General features: G+C 64.1%; 12 protein-coding genes. 8 read left to right on the top strand and 4 right to left on the bottom strand.

What is annotated here, in order from left to right:
• Positions 1-108: 108 nt before the first annotated feature.
• The 6 genes from WNZ15_RS02875 to fdhF all read left to right on the top strand — a co-directional run bounded on the left by WNZ15_RS02875 (position 109) and on the right by fdhF (position 9,278).
• The gene (locus tag WNZ15_RS02875) at positions 109-1,491 is read left to right on the top strand and encodes a peptidoglycan DD-metalloendopeptidase family protein (protein ID WP_342891423.1); all 1,383 of its coding nucleotides are present in this window, start codon (positions 109-111) and stop codon (positions 1,489-1,491) included.
• Positions 1,488-2,816, top strand: a complete 1,329-nt coding sequence (locus tag WNZ15_RS02870) for a S41 family peptidase (protein WP_342891422.1) — start codon at positions 1,488-1,490, stop codon at positions 2,814-2,816. The genes WNZ15_RS02875 and WNZ15_RS02870 overlap by 4 nt, the downstream gene beginning before the upstream one ends.
• Positions 2,817-2,926: 110 nt before the next feature.
• Entirely contained in the window at positions 2,927-4,072 is a 1,146-nt protein-coding gene (locus tag WNZ15_RS02865) for a divergent polysaccharide deacetylase family protein (protein ID WP_342891421.1), read from the top strand.
• Positions 4,073-4,098: 26 nt separating this feature from the next.
• The gene (locus WNZ15_RS02860) at positions 4,099-4,629 is read left to right on the top strand and encodes an RNA pyrophosphohydrolase (RefSeq protein WP_342891420.1); all 531 of its coding nucleotides are present in this window, start codon (positions 4,099-4,101) and stop codon (positions 4,627-4,629) included.
• A gap of 207 nt (positions 4,630-4,836) precedes the next feature.
• Positions 4,837-6,513: an NAD(P)H-dependent oxidoreductase subunit E gene (locus tag WNZ15_RS02855; RefSeq protein WP_342891419.1), complete on the top strand. Its 1,677-nt coding sequence runs from the start codon at positions 4,837-4,839 to the stop codon at positions 6,511-6,513.
• Positions 6,510-9,278: a formate dehydrogenase subunit alpha gene (fdhF, locus tag WNZ15_RS02850; protein WP_342891418.1), complete on the top strand. Its 2,769-nt coding sequence runs from the start codon at positions 6,510-6,512 to the stop codon at positions 9,276-9,278. Before WNZ15_RS02855 ends, fdhF begins: the two co-directional genes overlap by 4 nt.
• Before the next feature lie 946 nt (positions 9,279-10,224).
• On the opposite strand, the gene WNZ15_RS02845 is transcribed toward fdhF, so the two are convergent.
• From WNZ15_RS02845 to WNZ15_RS02835, 3 genes are all read right to left on the bottom strand, one after another.
• A complete protein-coding gene (locus WNZ15_RS02845) occupies positions 10,225-12,393 on the bottom strand; it encodes a hypothetical protein (RefSeq protein WP_342891417.1) in 2,169 nt (722 codons plus the stop codon).
• A gap of 183 nt (positions 12,394-12,576) precedes the next feature.
• Entirely contained in the window at positions 12,577-13,650 is a 1,074-nt protein-coding gene (gene queG / locus WNZ15_RS02840; RefSeq protein WP_342891845.1) for a tRNA epoxyqueuosine(34) reductase QueG, read from the bottom strand.
• Between the two features lie 135 nt (positions 13,651-13,785).
• Positions 13,786-14,478 carry a glutathione S-transferase family protein gene (locus tag WNZ15_RS02835; protein WP_342891416.1) on the bottom strand — a complete coding sequence of 231 codons (693 nt, stop codon included), beginning with the start codon at positions 14,476-14,478 and terminating at the stop codon, positions 13,786-13,788.
• A 379-nt stretch (positions 14,479-14,857) separates the two neighbouring features.
• Here WNZ15_RS02835 and WNZ15_RS02830 point away from each other — a divergent pair, with 379 nt between their 5' ends.
• On the top strand, positions 14,858-15,664 hold the full coding sequence (locus tag WNZ15_RS02830) for an undecaprenyl-diphosphate phosphatase (protein WP_342891415.1): 807 nt from the start codon (positions 14,858-14,860) through the stop codon (positions 15,662-15,664).
• Between the two features lie 101 nt (positions 15,665-15,765).
• On the opposite strand, the gene WNZ15_RS02825 is transcribed toward WNZ15_RS02830, so the two are convergent.
• Entirely contained in the window at positions 15,766-16,794 is a 1,029-nt protein-coding gene (locus WNZ15_RS02825) for a WYL domain-containing protein (RefSeq protein ID WP_342891414.1), read from the bottom strand.
• 254 nt (positions 16,795-17,048) lie between these two features.
• On the opposite strand from WNZ15_RS02825, the gene WNZ15_RS02820 reads away from it, so the two are divergent.
• Positions 17,049-17,285: a DUF1127 domain-containing protein gene (locus WNZ15_RS02820; protein WP_342891413.1), complete on the top strand. Its 237-nt coding sequence runs from the start codon at positions 17,049-17,051 to the stop codon at positions 17,283-17,285.
• The last annotated feature ends 19 nt before the right edge of the window (positions 17,286-17,304 follow it).

Genomic DNA, 17,304 nt, shown 5'->3' with positions numbered 1-17,304 from the left:
GTGTATCGCAATAAAAGGATAACCTTTGGGAGTTGAGGCAGGGTGACACCGGATCGCACAGGCATTGCGTGTCCAGGACTTGAGCAGCGGCGGTTCGCACGCCCGTTCTTGAGACGTCGCGTCCCGACTCTGTTGCCTGAAATTCTGGTTCTGGCCTTTCTGTTGCCGGTCCTTGTTGTTCCCGCCCTGCCGGTGGGCGCCGCCGAGAGCCTTGATGAAACGGCGCCGGATCGCCAGGCACTTGAAAGCAAGTCTCCTGCGCCGGAAGTTGATGCCGCGCTCGACCGCAAGAGGGAGCGCGAGCAGGAACTGGCCGCGCTCTCGCGCGACATCGAGGTCTCGACGGACCGTCAGTCGGCAATCGCCCGTGAAATCAGGGCGCTTGACCGCGACCGCGAGACCCTGAATGCAAAGATCATCGGCACCTCCGACACGATCAAGGGACTGGAGACCCGGCTGGGCGATACCGAGCGCCGTTTGCTGTCGCTGGGCGCGAACGAGGACGCGGTCCGGCTGTCGCTGATCGCGCGCCGTGATATTCTGTCCGAGGTCCTGGCCGCGCTCCAGCGAATTGGAAAACGGCCGCCACCGGCACTCGCCGTGCGCCCGAGCGATGCCCTGTCCGCCGTGCGCAGCGCGATTCTCCTGAACGCGGTCATGCCGGAGCTGAAAGTTGAAACCGAAGCGCTCGCGGCGGACCTGGAGGAATTGAACCGGCTGAAGTCGGTGATTGCGGAGGAAAAAAACGTGCTGCGCGGCGACGCGATGCGATTGGCTGAGGAAAAGTCCCGGCTGGAGCTTCTTTTGAGCGCCAAAAGGCAGGAACATCAGAAGTCCGTTCGCGATCTGGAGGCGGAAAAGGACCGTGCCCAGGCACTCGCCGAAAAGGCGGGTTCTCTTCAGGAGCTGATCGCAAGCCTGGAGGCGGAAATCGAAAGCGCGCGTGAAGCGGCCGAAAAATCCAGGCAGGCGTCTCTGGATGCCAGCCGCAGGGACAAGAAAGCGTTTGATCCGTTCTCCGACCCGGGCCGTCTGGCGCCGGCGATCGCGTTCCAGGACACCACAGGCCAGTTGCCGATGCCTGTGGTCGGAACCGTTTTGAAGGAGTTCGGTCAGGATGACGAATTCGGTGGTGTGACGGAAGGACAATCTATCGCCACAAGGCCGGGGTCTAATGTCACGTCGCCGGCGGATGGCTGGGTGGTATATTCAGGTCCGTTCCGCTCGTTCGGACAGCTCTTGATCCTGAACACGGGCGACGGCTACCATGTGCTGCTGGCCGGGATGGACCGGATCGATGCGGAACTGGGGCAATTTGTTTTGACCGGGGAACCGGTTGGTGTCATGGGCGCGACCCAATGGGCGAGCGCATCAACATTCGGCTTGGGTTCGACCCAGCCGATCCTATATGTTGAATTTCGGAAGGACGGACGTGCGATCGATCCCAAACCCTGGTGGGGACGCACAGAAGAAGAAAAGGCTCGCGGATGATACGGAAAGCTTCCTTGCTGCTGGTGGGTGCCCTGGTGGGAGCTGCAGCAGTCACGACACTGTCCCAGATGCCGATCAATGTCTCGGTGGCGGCCAATGCCGCGGCAACCGATACCTATCGGCAATTGAACCTCTTTGGCGATGTGTTCGAGCGCGTGCGTTCCGACTACGTGGAAGTGCCGGACGACGCTCAGCTGATCGAAAACGCCATCAACGGCATGCTGACATCGCTGGACCCGCATTCCAGCTACATGTCTCCGAAAAGTTTCCGCGACATGCAGGTTCAGACCCGCGGCGAATTCGGCGGGCTTGGCATTGAGGTCACCATGGAAGACGGCCTCGTCAAGGTCGTCTCCCCGATCGACGACACGCCCGCGGCCAAGGCTGGGGTTCTGTCCGGTGATCTGATCACCTATATCGACGGCGAGCAGGTCCAGGGTCTCACGCTGAACGAAGCCGTCGAGAAGATGCGCGGACCGGTCAAGACCGATATCGTGGTCACCGTCCGCCGCAAGGGCCGGGCCGAGCCGTTCGACATCACCATCACCCGCGACATCATCCGCATCCGGTCCGTGCGCTGGCGTGAAGAGGACGACGTCGGCTACGTCCGCGTGACCCAGTTCAATGAGCAGACATTCGACGGCTTGAAAAAAGGCGTCGAGGAGATGGCGGCCAAGATCGGTGAGGACAACCTGAAAGGTTTCGTCGTCGATCTGCGCAACAATCCGGGCGGTCTTCTGGATCAGGCGATTGCCGTATCCGATGCGTTTCTGGACCGGGGCGAAATCGTCTCGACCCGCGGCCGTGAAGCCGACGAGACCCAGCGGTACAATGCCCGCGCCGGGGATCTGGCCGATGGCAAGCCGGTGATCATCCTGGTCAATGGCGGCTCCGCTTCCGCGTCGGAAATCGTTGCCGGGGCGCTGCAGGATCATCGCCGCGCGACCATTCTCGGCACCCGCTCCTTCGGCAAGGGATCGGTTCAGACCATCATCCCGCTGGGTGCCAACGGCGCGATCCGCCTGACCACGGCGCGTTACTACACGCCGTCCGGAACGTCCATTCAGGCCAAGGGCATCGTGCCGGACATCGAGGCTCTGCAGGACCTGCCCGACGAACTGGTCGGCCGCGTCGACACCAAGGGCGAAGCCGGCCTGCGCGGCCATCTTGAAGCCGACGGGGAAGAGGAATCCGGCAGCCAGGCCTACGTGCCGGCGGACCCGGAAGACGATACCCAGCTGAAACTGGCGCTGGACCTTCTGCGCGGGAACCAGGTGAACAGCGCGTTCCCGCCGGTTTCCGACAGCGCGGCTGTCAAAAACTGATATCAGGCCCGCACGCCGGTCTTCCGGCGCGCGGGTCCCCGCTTTCGTTCTGCGTATTCCTAAAACAATGAAGTTTCCGGTCCGGCACCGGACATAAGGCTCAGGACGACATGTCGAGCGAAGATCTCACAGCTCCTCTTGGAATGGGCAAGCGGCGGCTCGTCAAGCTGCCGTTCGGCCTGATCGGCGCCGGTATCCTGAGCGTGGTGTTCACGACGACGTTTATCTGGATCGCCGTCGTCGACGACCCGCTCGGTGGCGAGCCGGTTGCCGTTCTGCCTCTCGAAGCGGTCGTCGAGGGTGTCACTTCCCAGGACATCGAAGTGGTCGAAATCCGGCCGGCCATCGGCGACGACCTCGGACCGAACCTGCGCCCGCAAAGCGCGGAGGACCTGCTTGGACCCCGCTACGAAATGATCGAGCGCCCGGACGGTCTGGGGCCGGATGCCCCGGTAACCGGACTGTCGGTCAATCCGGACAGCCGTGTCAGCGAGCGGTCTGATTACGGGTTTCTTCCCAAGATCAGCGACGCGGGCGTCCGGCCGCTCGACGCCTATTCAAGGCCGATCGTGCGCGAGTTCACGTCAATTCCGAAGATCGCCGTCGTGCTGACCGGACTGGGCCTGAGCGAGACCGGCACCCAAAATGCCATCCGCCGATTGCCGTCCGACATCACCTTCGCGCTTGCACCCTACGGTGGAGATCTGGATCTCTGGATGCAGCAGGCGCGCGGCAAGGGCCATGAACTGCTCCTGCAGCTCCCGCTGGAACCCTTCGATTTCCCCGACAACGATCCCGGGCCGCACACGCTGCTCGTCAGCCTCCGGCCGGCCGAGATGCTGGACCGGCTCGCGTATCTTCTGACCCGTGTGACCAATTATGTCGGCGTCATTCCCGAGATGGGGACCCGGTTCACATCGACCAAACCATCCATGGAATATCTGTTTGAGAAACTGAAATCGCGCGGTCTGATGTTTGTCGACAACGGCAGTTCCTCGCGCAGCCTGTCGCCCGAGGTGGCCGCTGACAAGCGCATTCCGTTCAGCGGCGTGGATGTCGTGCTGGACGAAGTTCCCAAGGAAGACAGTATCGACGCCAAACTGCTTCAGCTGGAAGGCGTTGCCCGGTCCCGCGGTGTTGCGGTGGCGGCGGCCTCCGCGCTTCCAGTTACCGTGCGCCAGTTGGAAAAATGGGTGCGGGACCTTGAGGAACGGGGCATCCAGCTTGTGCCCGTCAGCGCCACCATCGACCGGTGACAGGTGATTTCAGGCAAGGAAAAATCGTGACGAAGCTTGAGCCCGGAGCAGATTTCCCGGCGCCCGGGGAGGGGCTTCCCTACCGCCCGTGTGTCGGTATCGTGCTGATCAACAAGGACGGCCTGGTCTGGATCGGCAGCCGTGACGACGGCGGCAGTTCCGCCAATTACGAATACAGCTGGCAGATGCCCCAGGGCGGCATCGACAAGGGCGAGACGCCGGAGCACGCCGCGCGCCGTGAACTCTACGAGGAAACCTCGATCAGGTCCGTGACCCTTCTGGAAGAGGCACCGGAATGGTTTGCCTATGACTACCCCGAAGAGGTTGTCCGCAGATCGCGAAAAGGCAAATACCGGGGACAGGCGCAACGTTGGGTCGCCTACCGGTTCGACGGGCCGGACGAGGAAATCAACATCCTGTCGCCGCCGGATGGCCATACCGCGGAATTCTCTTCCTGGCGCTGGGAACAGGCCGCGCATCTGCCGGAGCTGATCGTGCCATTCAAGCGGCCGGTCTATGAGCGTGTGGTTGCCGCATTCTCGCACCTGACTGCCTGATCCGGCGAAGGCCACACCGGTTAGTACTTATGTCCTGCTTGTCGTTTTTCGAACAGACAGGTCTGATCGGCCTCGCTAACATACCGACCAAATGCGTCGTATTGCAGCATCCGCCAGAGCGGAATTGCCAAGTGAACACGCAACCTTGGGAGACAAGCGCGGAGTTGATTCCGGGGCCGCGCTTCAGAGGATTTGGGAGGAACGCCAATGTCTTTCGGCAAGGGGCTTTCAAGAAAGCCGTCCCAGCCCAAAGGGCGTCAACTGGACGACGCGGCCCTGAGCGAGGTTCAGGCTCTTCTGGGCAATGAAGCCCGCCGCCGGGATCTGCTCATCGAGCATCTCCACAAGATCCAGGACGCCTATGGGTGCCTCGAAGCGCGTCATCTGAAGGCCCTGGCCGAGGAGATGCGCCTGTCGCAGGCAGAGGTCTACGAAGTCGCCAGCTTCTATCATCACTTTGATATCGTCCGCGAAGGCGAGGCCAGACCGGCGCCGCTGACCATCCGCGTCTGCGACAGCATCGCCTGTTCGCTGAAAGGCGCGGACGAACTGGCGACCACGCTGGAAAACAGCCTAGATCCGGGCAGGGTGCGTGTTCAGAAAGTGGCCTGTATCGGCCGCTGCGCCGGCGCGCCTGCCATTCAGATCGGCAAGCGGGCGCTCGACCAGGCCACGGAACTCTCGGCCCGGTCTGCCGTCTTCGAGGGCAACACCGCTCCGGATATTCCGGACTATGTCCGACTTGAAGCCTATCGCGCCGATGGCGGCTACGGGTTGCTGGCGCGCGTCAGGGCCGGTGAACTGAAAGCCGTCGAGATCGCCGAAAATGCGCTTGAGGCCGGGTTGCGCGGTCTCGGCGGGGCCGGCTTTCCGACCGGCACGAAATGGAAGATCGTTCACGATCTGCCCGGTCCGAAATACCTGACCGTCAACGGGGACGAAGGCGAGCCCGGCACCTTCAAGGACCGCGTCCATCTGGAGCGCGATCCGCACAGGTTGCTTGAGGGAGCCCTGATCGCGGCCCATGCGATTTCGGCCGAGCGGATCTACCTCTACATGCGCGATGAGTATCCGGCGGTGCTGGACATTCTGAAGGCCGAGATCGAGGCCTTGCGCTCCGCCGGCATCATCACCACCATCGACATCGAACTGCGCCGCGGCGCCGGGGCCTATATCTGCGGCGAGGAAAGCGCGATGATCGAATCGATCGAGGGCAAGCGCGGCCTGCCGAGGCATCGGCCGCCCTTCATCGCCCAGGTTGGCCTGTTCGGCCGGCCGACGCTCAATCACAATGTCGAGACCCTGTTCTGGATGCGCGACATTGTCGAGAAGGGGCCGGAGTGGTTCGCCTCTAAGGGGCGCCGGGATCACAAGGGCTTCCGGTCGTTTTCTGTCTCCGGCCGGGTGAAGGAGCCGGGTGTCAAGCTGGCCCCGGCGGGCATCACCATGAACGAGCTGCTGCAGGAATTCTGCGGCGGCATGGAAGACGGGCACAGCTTCAAGGGCTATCTACCGGGCGGCGCGTCGGGGGGCATCCTGCCCGCGTCCCTCGCCGACGAGCCGCTGGACTTCGGCACGCTCGACAAGCACGGCTGCTTCATCGGCAGCCATGCCATCGTCGTCTTTTCCGATCACGACGACATGCGCGATGTGGCGCTGAACCTGATGCGCTTCTTCAAGCACGAAAGCTGCGGCCAGTGCACGCCCTGCCGGTCCGGCACCGAAAAGATGGAACATCTGCTGGCCCAGGGCGATTGGGACCAGGCCAAGATCGCCGATCTGGATGCGGTCATGCGCTCGGCCTCGATCTGCGGTCTCGGCCAGGCGGCCGCAAATCCGGTCGCCTCGGTGCTGAAGTTCTTTCCGGGGGAGTTCGAGAAATGAGCCAGGTAACCTTCTCACTCGACGGCACCACGGTCACTGCGGAACAAGGCGAGACCATCTGGCAGGTCGCCAGGCGCGAGGGCGTCGCCATCCCGCATCTCTGCCACAAGGATGCCCCGGGCTACCGTTCGGACGGCAATTGCCGCGCCTGCATGGTCGACATCGAGGGCGAGCGCGTTCTGGCGGCCTCGTGCATTCGCGCGCCGTCCGAAGGCATGGTGGTCAACACCGCGAGCGAGCGGGCAAGCAAGGCCCGCGAAATGGTGTTCGAACTGCTCGCCGCCGACCAGCCGCCCCGCGACGCGCATCCAGACCCGGACAGCGATTTCTGGAAATGGACCGACAGCGTCGGCGTTTCAACAAGTCGCTTCTGCGCTTCTGAAAAACCGGCCCCCGACGTGTCTCATCCGGCGATCGCGGTCAATCTGGATGCCTGCATTGCCTGCAACCTGTGCGAACGCGCCTGCCGCGAAGTGCAGGTCAACGATGTCATCGGCATGGCCGACCGCGGCGCGCACACGGTGCCGGTGTTCGATCTGGCCGATCCGATGGGCCTGTCGACCTGCGTTGCCTGCGGCGAGTGTGTTTCCGCCTGCCCGACCGGGGCGCTGATGGAAAAGAGCCTCCTGGATACGACCGCGACCCGGCGCGAAGTCTACGCCGAGGAAACCGTCGACAGTGTCTGCCCGTTCTGCGGTGTCGGCTGCCTGACGTCGGTCTCCGTCAGTGACGGCAGGATCGTCAGCGTCGAGGGCCGCAACGGTCCGGCCAACGAGAACCGTCTGTGCGTCAAGGGACGCTTCGGCTTCGACTATGTGTCCAGCCCGGAACGCCTGACGAAGCCACTGATCCGGCGGGATGACGCTCCCAAGCGTGGCGACATTGCGATGTCGCTGGAAAACCATCTGGATTTTTTCCGTGAGGCGACATGGGACGAGGCGCTCGACAGGGCGGCGGCCGGATTGAAGGCGTCCTATCAGGCCAAGGGCGCTGCCGGCATTGCCGGGTTCGGATCGGCCAAGGGCTCCAACGAAGAGGCCTACCTGTTCCAGAAGCTGATCCGCCAGGGCTTCGGCTCCAACAATGTCGACCATTGCACCCGGCTGTGTCACGCCTCGTCCGTGGCCGCGCTCATGGAGGGCATCGGGTCGGGTGCGGTGACCGCGCCGTTCAATGCGGCCGAAGACGCCGATTGCATGATCGTGATCGGCGCCCGTCCGGAACAGAACCATCCGGTCGCGGCGACCTTCATCAAGCAGGCCGCGAAAAACGGCACCAGACTGATCGTCATGGACCCGCGCGGCCAGGGCCTGATGCGTTACGCCGACTACGGTCTGAAGTTCAAGCCGGGCACCGATGTCGCGATGCTCAATGCAATTCTCAACGTGATCGTCACGGAGGACCTCTACGACAGCCAGTATATTGCGGCCCATGTCGACGGCTTCGAGGCCTTGAGGGAAAAGATCCGCGAATTCACCCCCGAAGCCATGGCGCCGGTCTGCGGCATCGACGCACAGACCCTGCGCGAGGTCGCTCGCCTTTATGCCACCAGCGCGAAGTCGATCATCTTCTGGGGCATGGGCGTTTCGCAACATGTGCACGGCACGGACAATGTCCGCTGCCTGATCGCCATGGCGCTGACCACCGGCCAGATCGGCCGGCCAGGCACCGGCCTGCATCCGCTGCGCGGCCAGAACAATGTGCAGGGGGCCTCCGACGCCGGTCTTATTCCGATGGTGTTTCCCGATTACCGCTCCGTTGAAAACCCGGATATCCGCGCCGAATTCGAGGACGCCTGGGGGCGGACACTGGATCCGCTCGGCGGGCTCACCGTGGTCGAGATCATGGGTGACATTCTCGCAGGCGGCATCGAGGCCATGTTTGTCCAGGGCGAAAACCCGGCCATGTCGGACCCGGATCAGAGCCACGCCCGCAAGGCGCTGGCGAGCCTCAAGCACCTGGTCGTCCAGGATATCTTCCTGACCGAGACCGCCTGGCATGCCGACGTGATCCTGCCGGCGTCCGCCCATGCGGAAAAGCTTGGCACCTACACCAACACCAACCGCCAGGTCCAGATCGGCCGGCCCTGCGTCCCGCTGCCGGGCGAGGCCCGTCCCGACTGGGAGATCCTCATCCAGCTTGCCAACCGGCTGGACCTGAACTGGTCCTATGACGGCGTGCCGGCGATCTACGAGGAAATGCGCTCGCATATGGCATCCCTCGACAACATCTCCTGGGAGCGGCTGGAGCGCGACGGCACGGTCACCTATCCGGCCGACGCACCCGACAGGCCGGGCAACGAGATCCTGTTCGGCCAGTCCTTCCCCACGAGCGATGGCCGCGGCAGGATCGTGCCGACCGACCTGGTGCCGCCGGACGAGCTGCCGGATGACGACTTCCCGCTGGTGCTCACCACCGGCCGCATGCTGGAGCACTGGCACACCGGCGCCATGACCCGGCGCGCCGCGGTGCTGGATGCCATCGAGCCGGAACCGGTTGTCTCCATGAACCCGCGCGACATCGAGCGCGCGAGCCTGGAGATAGGTCAGCAGGTCACGGTGGAAACACGGCGCGGCTCGATCACGCTGACCCTGCGCGCCGACCGGGACGTGGCCGCAGGCATGCTGTTCATCCCGTTCTGCTTCTTCGAGGCCCCGGCGAACTTCCTCACCAACCCGCAGCTCGATCCGTTCGGCAAGATCCCCGAATTCAAGTTCTGCGCCGCCCGGATCGGCCCGGACGGACATCGGCAGGCAGCGGAGTAACAAAAAACAACCCCGCCCTCGCCTCACACTCTGCGCCTTCCCCGACTTGATCGGGGACCCATTCCACCTGTCGGCAGTCCTCGGGACTTCGAGAGAGGGCAGGGCCTCGCCGCATTGGCTTCGCCAGCCTCGACGGTTCTGGAAACGATTGGATCCCCGGTCTGCGCTGACGCTTGCCGGGGAAGGCGGCTGAGGATGCCGGCAGGGCTTCCCTCCCGCAAAGAGCCCCCCCCTCCCGCAAGGAGGCCCCTCCCGGAATGACCCGCGTCCGGGAAAGACCCGCGCGCAGAAAAGACCCGCGCCCAACACTCGCCTCACACTCTGCGCCTTCCCCGACTTGATCGGGGATCCATTCCACATATCCGCGCGCTCAGGGACTTCGAGAGAGCACTGGGCGTCTCCGCATTGGCCTCGCCTGCCTTGACGGCTCTGGAAGCGATTGGATCCCCGGTCCGCGCTGACGCTTGCCGGGGAAGGCGGCTGAGAACGCCGGCAGGGCTTTCGTCCCGGAAAGGCCCCCTCCCGGAATGTCCCGCGTCCCGGAAAGACCCACGCGCGCGCCGCCCCACACTCTGCGCCTTCCCCGACTTGATCGGGGATCCATTCCACCCAACCGCGCGCTCAGGGACTTCGAGAGAGCACTGGGCGTCTCCGCATTGGCCTCGCCTGCCTTGACCGGCTCTGGAAGCGATTGGATCCCCGGTCTGCGCTGACGCTTGCCGGGGAAGGCGGCTGAGGATGCCGGCAGGGCTTTCGTCCCGGAAAGAGCCCCCCCTCCCGCAAGGAGGCCCCTCCCGGAATGACCCGCGTCCGGGAAAGACCCGCGCGCAGAAAAGACCCGCGCCCAACACTCGCCTCACACTCTGCGCCTTCCCCGACTTGATCGGGGATCCATGCCATGTTGACCCCGGCCGGGGCTGCTTGGGTCAGTGGCCCTGCTGCCTGCTCAGTCCGCCGTGACGCTGACGTTCAGCAGATCCGGCAGGGTCTGCGGTGCGGCCAGGCTGCCGAGGATCTGGGCGAGCGGAACAGGGCCTTTGGGCGCGAGCGTTATCCGCAGGTCGCCCGGATTGTTCAGGAACCTGGAGGCGGTTTCGCTCACCATGCGGGTGAAGGCCTGGTTGCCGATGGGTGCGGTCGCCTCGGCGACCTGCGCGATCAGGGCTTCGCGGAAGACGTTTTCCGGAATGCCCTCGGCTTCTGCGACATGGGCAATGCCCTTTGATGTCAGCCCGGCATCCTTGAAGGTCAGGGACGCCTCGACGAATTGTGCGACGATCAGGGCCATCTGGCCCTGGTTCTCCGGATCCTCGAACAGCGTCCTGGGCACATTGGCGAAACGGGCCGAGAATTCCGCGCGCCCGAGCCCTTCGATATCCAGCATCATGCGCTCCAGGCGCAGTTCCAGTGTGGCGTCGTCCCAGTAGACGCGGGTTTCATCCGACCAGACCACCGTGTCGAGGCCGAGGGCGCGGAAGAGCGCCCGTACTTCGGGATCCTCGACGGCGCTGACCGGAAACCGGATATCCTCATTGCGGACATGGAAACTGGTGGGCAGGGGAGGAACCGTGGTGGCAACGGTCATCTCCGCCGATCCGACCCGTGTGCGTCCAAACCGCGGCACGACGACATCCAGTCCCTTGACCTCGTATCCGAAGGACCGCGGCATGAAGGCCCGGGCAACGTCGAGCGGATGCTCCTCGCCGAAATCCGGATCGGCCATCAGCGTGCTGATCATGGCGCGCATCGGCGTGTAGTCGGCGAACTCGATGTCCTTGACAGCCGCCCAGTCGATCTTGAGCGAGCCGCCGTCCGGCAGGTCGGGGGCGTCGAGACCGACCAGGATCATTTCGCCGATGCCGTTTGAACCGACCTCGGACATCGCCATTTTCGCGATGTTGACGGCAACAGCCTTCTCCGGTTCCGGTGTCGGCATCGTCACCTTGATGCCGCTGATGCGGGCATCCGTGATGCCGAACGACCGGTAGAGCTGGAACATGCCGGTGATCAGTTCTTCCGGCGCAGGCGCCTTTTTCGCGAGCAGGCCGTCGAACAGCGCAAGGAGCGTGTTGTCCCGCTTGGTGACGGTCAGATCGCTCATGGTAGCGCTGTCGATGGCGATATCGACCGTAATTCCGTCCGGCATGTCCTGGCGCGAGGAATAGTCGATCGTGGATCCGGAGCCGATCAACGTCACGGTGTCACCGCTTGCCGGCACGTCCGGATCGAACAGGTCGACCAGGGCGGCGCTATCGATGTTCGAATAGATGGTTTTGCCCTGGCGCGTTTCCTGCGCGAGCATGCTGCCGGATGCCGGATCGCGTGTCCGGAAATTCTGTGTGACGCTGTCGAAGGAATGTTCGCCAACCCGGCCGTCGGCCGCGTCGGCCATCCGGTAGCCGTCCAGTTGCATTGTGCCGGAAAACACAAGCGTGTCGGTGCCGTCTTCCCTCGCATGGGCTTCCATGGTCATGCCCGTGTTGTCGACCCTGATTTCATCAAAGGACGTCAGCAGCGCAGCCCTGATGGCGGGCAACCAGCGGCTGAGGGGGCGCTGTGGATCCGCCGCCGGGGCCTGTGGCAGCGTGAAGCTGTAGTCTGTCGCCGACGCTCCTGCCAGACGGCCGTCGATTTTCAGGCGGCCCTTGCCCTCGGCCGATGCGGTGACGACAAATCTGGTGTCGTCCGAATAGACCCAGTGTGCGGCCTCGAATTGACGACGCTCGTGGCTGAAGCCCGTGATGGTGACGGTGCCGCTCGTCAGCTTGATGTCGTAGGTCAGGTCGGTCAGCCTGGACGGATCGATGTCTGTTGTGCCGCCGCTGCCGGTGATGTCGATGTCATCCGCCGGCAGGTTCTTGATCGTTCCGCTCATGGAGAACGTGCTGTCTGAAATGGTCAGCGTGTCGCTGGCGCTGTCGTAGTCGACGGCACCGGTCTCAAACCCGAGACCAAGCTCTTTGAGACCATCGGCATAAGCCTCGAAAGCCGTTTTGCCGGTGTCCTGGGCAACGGCGGCTCCGGACACCAGCACCAGCGCGGCGCCGAGCGAAAGAAGCCGGAGGCGGGTTTTGGCGCAATGCGGGGGCGAAACGGACAGTGAATTCGTGAACAAGGTCTTGGCTCCAAACCGGAAGATCGGAAATGACCACTCGGGGAAGGGTCTCGCCCGATATGGCGGCATATCTGCGGCCATTCCATGACTATGGCCCAATCTCATGACAAGGTCGATTCACAAGGTGGGCAGAAACGGGCGGGCAGAAACGGGCGGCCTGAAAAGGAAATGGGAGGACGGAAATCAGGACAGGGCGGCAAGCCACTCCGCGCGCACATCCGCGTTTTCTTCCGCAAGGATCGCGCTGTCTTTCTCCGACTTGAGCAGATCCGCGGGCGCCAGCCTGCGGAACGCCCACACGGCGGTGCTCCTGACGACAGCATCGGGATCGGCCAGATGGCGCCGGACAGGCTCCAGCAGTCCGGGATCACCGCTGTTGCCGGCGGCGATCAACACGTTGCGCAGAAACCTGTTGCGGCCGATCCGCTTGACGGGCGAGCCGGAGAACAGTTTGCGGAACGCAGCGTCGTCCAGCGTGAGGAGATCCGGCAGGCGGGGGGATTTCAGGTCCTCCCGGGCAACAAGCTTTGCTTCGCGGGCCGCATCGGCGAACTTGTTCCAGGGGCACGCGGCGAGACAATCGTCGCAGCCGTAGATCCGGTTGCCGATCGCCTTGCGGAACTCGCCGGGAATCGGACCGGGATGCTCGATGGTCAGGTAGGAGATGCATCGCCTTGCGTCGAGCTGGTACGGCGCCGGAAAGGCATCTGTCGGGCAACTGTCGAGGCAGGCCCGGCAGGAGCCGCAATGATCGCGTTCCGCTCCGCTCGGCGGCAGCTCCAGCGTGGTGAAGATCGACCCGAGAAAGAACCACGAGCCGAGCTTGCGCGAAACCAGGTTGGTGTGCTTGCCCTGCCAGCCGAGGCCGGCGGCCTCTCCGAGCGGCTTTTCCATCACCGGTGCGGTGTCGACAAAGACCTTGACGTCACCGCCCGCCCGCGACACCAGAAAACTCGCCAGTTCCTTCAGCCGTCCCTTTATGACGTCGTGATAGTCGCGGTGGCGCGCGTAGACGGAAATGCCGCCGCTGCTCTTGTCATCCAGATGCGCCAGCGGATCGTCCTCCGGCGCGGTGCCGGGGCCGTAATTCATCGCCAGCATGAGTACGGAGCGGACTTCCGGCCAGAGCGCGGGCGGCGACCCGCGCCGGTCGGCTGTCTCCGCCATCCAGCCCATGGTGCCGTGATAGCCCTGGTCCAGAAAGTGGCGCAGCCGGACGCCGGCCTCGGGTATGCCGTCGGCCGGCGCGACCCTGATATCGCCGAAGCCGAGCGTGGCGGCCTTCTCGGCAAGGGCGGTCAGGAGATTTGTGGTCTTTTTATCCAAGACTGACCGTTGGGTCTGTAGGGCCGTGATACCGGAAACGGAGCCCGAAGCTTAGGTCCGGCACCCTTAAAAATCCAGATCCGCATAGGTTGAGGCCGGCGGCATGCCGAGCACCTTTTCGCCGAGCAGCGGGCGCATGGACGGGCGGGACTTGACCCGGGCGTACCAGCTGCGGATGTCCTCCTCGTCGCTCCAGGGCACCTCGCCGAGGTAATCGGCGCAGGACAGGCTGGCCGCGAGGGCGAAATCGGCGAAGGTCAGCCGGTCACCCGCGATCCAGCGGCGCGAGGCGACCAGGTAGCCGAAATACTTCAGGTGGTGCTGGATGTTGGCGCGGGCAACGCGCAGTGCCGCGGAGTCCGGTTCGCCGCCACCGGCCGATTTGGGCATGATCTGCTTGTACAGGCGCTCGCGCACGAGATGACCGACCACTTCCTGGTCGAATTTGCCGAGGCTCCACTCCACCAGCCGCCGGGTTTCGGCGCGCGCTTCCGGGTGATCGGGCATCAGCCGCCGGTCGGCGACCGCATAGCCGCGGGTCTCGTCGAGATACTCCATGATCGGACCGGGTCCGCAGATCGCCGGCCCTTCGTTTTCCACCATCACCGGAACCGTCCCGGCGGCGTTCAGCATCAGGAGCTGTTGCGGCCGGTCCCAGGGGTTCACGTGGCACTCCTCGAAGGCAGCGCCGTATTCGCTCAGGATCAGGCGAATGAACCGGGAGGAGGGAGAGAACGGATGGTGGTAGAGCGTGAGCATGTCAGGTCAGGACCTGTGATCAACAGTGAATGGACGCGGTCCGGCCGCGCTGTGCCCGCGTGCCGGCCGGACGGTTCCCCGCACGGACGCGCCTTGTCTGCACTCAAATCGGCTCATGCCACATCATTCCTGTTTTCGGACCGGTTCCCGGGGTTAAGAGCCTGAACTGTGGCAAGACTACGTCGCGGGCCGCCACCGGCGTCAGGGAACGCGTTAACGGAGAGTTTGCCATCAATATGGTTATCAAGGGTTTGACGGGACCCTTCGGCTTCGTCAAATAGGTGGCGGCACGACGAAGCATGAGGAGGGCGGACCTTGAACCGCCACTCATAGCCGGTCTGGCCGGATGTCATCAAGCCCCTCGGAGACAAGACACGCAATGGACGGCCAAACGATCGTAAACGCTCTGATCCTGGGGATTGTCGAGGGGCTGACCGAATTCATTCCGGTGTCCTCCACGGGGCACATTCTGTTGCTGGGCCATTTTCTCGGCTTCGAAAGCACCGGCAAGACCTTCGAGGTGCTGATTCAGCTCGGTGCCATCCTGGCGATCCTGACGGTCTATTTCGGCCGCCTGTGGCAACTGACCATGGCGCTGCCGTCCGACCCGGCCAGCCGCCGCTTCGTTTTCGGCATCCTGATCGCCTTCCTGCCGGCGGCCGTGATCGGCGTGATGGCGCACGGCTTCATCAAGGAGGTGCTGTTCGAGAGCCCGGCGCTGATCTGCACCACCTTGCTGGTCGGCGGCGTGATTCTGTTGTGGATCGACCGGCTGCCCCTGACACCGCGCTACACCAACGTCATGGATTATCCACTGCATCTGTGCCTGATCATCGGTTTCTTCCAGTGCCTTGCCATGGTGCCGGGGGTGTCGCGCTCCGGTGCCACCATCGCCGGCGCGCTGCTGCTGGGCACCGACAAGCGCTCGGCCGCCGAATTCTCGTTCTTTCTGGCCATGCCGACCATGGCCGGCGCCTTTGCCTATGATCTCTACAAGAACCGCAACGTGCTCTCCATGGACGATGCGGTCATCATCACGGTCGGCTTCGTCGCCTCCTTCATCGCCGGGGTGTTCGTGGTCAGGGGCCTGCTGGATTTCGTCTCCCGCCACGGCTTCGCCCCTTTCGCCTGGTGGCGGATTTTCGTGGGCCTTGCCGGTTTTACGGGACTTTATTTTCTGGGCTGAACGGTCGAGCTGCAATCAGTGCCGCTTCAGCAAGCGGTGTTGCGGACAGGCCCCGGATCTTCGCTTGCGCGTCGTCCGGGGCGCGCGCGGGAAAATGTGCCTCACGCAGGCCGGTCAAGGTCCCTGCCATCCCCGTAAATCGCCGCCAGCTCCGCGAGTTCGCGCGCCAGCTCGGCGCGCAAGCCCTCCGGGCCGATGAGTTCGGCGCCCGGCCCCAGCCAGCGCACCAGCGGCAGGATGCGCGTGCGTGCCGTCGATGGAATGCTGATCAGGACCCGGCCGTCCTTCGCCGGGGTGAACACCGCGTGGCGGTAATACCAGTCGGCGCCCAGTTTCTGCGCCTGGCGCGGCGTGATCAGGATCTTGGCGATCTGTTCGTCCTGCTCCCAGCGGCGCATCGCCCTGGACAGCCAGACACCACCGAGCAGGCTCTGGATGGAAAATTCCCTGTCGGGCCGGAAGAACAGACCGCTGATCTCCAGATTGCGCACCCTGTCGGCCCGGTAGACCTTGACCAGGTCGGTGTCCACGCAGCGTCCGGCCAGATACCACAGGTCGCGGTCGAACAGGACGCCGCGCGGCTCGACGTCATGGGCCTTCACGGTTTCCCGGGACGGGTTCACATGCTCGAAGCGCACGCGCCGGCTTTCCAGGATGCCCGCCATGAAGCCGTCCAGCGCCTGCTGCCAGTCCCCGGTCGGTTCCGCCTTGGTGCCGGAATGAAAGATGTCCGCCGGGATCGGCTCGATGCCGACGATCCGCTCGGCCTGTTTGAACAACCCGTGGACGTTCTTCGGCAGCGAGGCCAGCAGCTTCTGTTCCGCGGAGGCAAGATCGGCGGCCAGGGGCACCGTCCGGCTGGCACGCACCAGCGCCATCGCCGCCAGCAGCGCGGCGGTCTCGTTGCGGGTCAGGGCGACGGGCGGCTGCAGGTAGCCGCTGGCGAGCCGGTAGCCGCCTTCCGCGCCCCGCGCCGCGTCCACCGGAACGCCGAGCGCGATCAGCCGGTCGATGTCGCGGTAGATCGTCCGGAGCGACACCTGGAAGCGCTCCGCGAGCACCGTTGCCGGAATGAGTTTGCCGCCGGTCAGAAGCAGCAGGATGCCGAGCGCGCGTTCAATCGGGTTCATGCGGGAAGGCCTTGCGGGTTGGGGGGGCTCAAAAAAACATAACCCGCGAACAGAACGGGATCAAACCTGACTCCCTGCTGTCAGGATTGCCCTGTCATTGTTCTCCTGTCCCCGAAAAACGGAAGACCTGCTCGGGACCGACAAACGAAAACCGCCCGGCCCCGCACCGCTTTGATCGACCCCTCGTGATGGCGGCGGCGCTGGCCGGACTGCAAAGGTGAGAGTGTCCGCCGGGATGCTCCGGGAGAAGTGAGATGAGCGTTGAGATCGATACTGTATTCCGCAGCCGGGCAAACAGCCGCGGCCTGCTGCTGTCTGCCCTTGGTGTATGTGTCGCTGAAGTCCGGCGCTATTTTGCCCGCAGGGCTACCAATAGGGCTCTGGCCCATCTGAGCGAGACGGACCTCAAGGACATCGGCCTGGTGCGCACCCGCTACGGCTACCGCGAACTGCACCACGACCGGCTCGGGGCGACCTGGTGGAACGTGTAACATGGACCCGGCGGCTGCA

The organism is Roseibium sp. AS2, from assembly GCF_038900065.1.
In the GTDB taxonomy this organism is placed as follows: domain Bacteria; phylum Pseudomonadota; class Alphaproteobacteria; order Rhizobiales; family Stappiaceae; genus Roseibium.
This window is presented reverse-complemented; position numbering and strand designations above follow the sequence as displayed.

Bases quoted from the DNA above. Each gene is read 5' to 3' on its own strand.
- WNZ15_RS02870 (WP_342891422.1), top strand. From the start codon at position 1,488: ATGATACGGAAAGCTTCCTTGCTGCTGGTGGGTGCCCTGGTGGGAGCT.
- WNZ15_RS02865 (WP_342891421.1), top strand. From the start codon at position 2,927: ATGTCGAGCGAAGATCTCACAGCTCCTCTTGGAATGGGCAAGCGGCGG.
- WNZ15_RS02855 (WP_342891419.1), top strand. From the start codon at position 4,837: ATGTCTTTCGGCAAGGGGCTTTCAAGAAAGCCGTCCCAGCCCAAAGGG.
- fdhF (WP_342891418.1), top strand. From the start codon at position 6,510: ATGAGCCAGGTAACCTTCTCACTCGACGGCACCACGGTCACTGCGGAA.
- WNZ15_RS02835 (WP_342891416.1), bottom strand. From the start codon at position 14,478: ATGCTCACGCTCTACCACCATCCGTTCTCTCCCTCCTCCCGGTTCATT.
- WNZ15_RS02830 (WP_342891415.1), top strand. From the start codon at position 14,858: ATGGACGGCCAAACGATCGTAAACGCTCTGATCCTGGGGATTGTCGAG.
- WNZ15_RS02825 (WP_342891414.1), bottom strand. From the start codon at position 16,794: ATGAACCCGATTGAACGCGCGCTCGGCATCCTGCTGCTTCTGACCGGC.
- WNZ15_RS02820 (WP_342891413.1), top strand. From the start codon at position 17,049: ATGAGCGTTGAGATCGATACTGTATTCCGCAGCCGGGCAAACAGCCGC.